1 pseudogene is annotated in these 234 nt (G+C 66.7%); it reads right to left on the bottom strand.

Annotated elements, in window-relative coordinates:
* A pseudogene (locus AC0L3S_RS39770) lies at window positions 1-234 on the bottom strand (pyridoxamine 5'-phosphate oxidase family protein); the annotation flags it as partial.

Below are 234 nucleotides of genomic sequence, written 5' to 3'. Positions count from 1 at the left end.
GATCGTGTGTTCGTCCAGCACCTTGAGGAAGCCGGCCGGCCCGCCGCGATGCTGGATGTAGGGCTGGCCATCGCCATTGGCCGTCGACAGGAAGACGCTGGTCTGCATTTCGATGAAGGCGGCAAGGTCCGAGGTGATGCCGGCCTGCCAGCCGCCACGCTCCTCGACGCGGGCATAGGACTGACGTGAGCCCTTGCGGGCCTGGATCGCCTTGACGGTCGGCGTGAAGGCGAC

This window comes from Bradyrhizobium sp. Ken01 (assembly GCF_055807355.1).
Note: the sequence above shows the minus strand (reverse complement) of the source record. Positions and strands in the feature narration are given on the sequence as shown.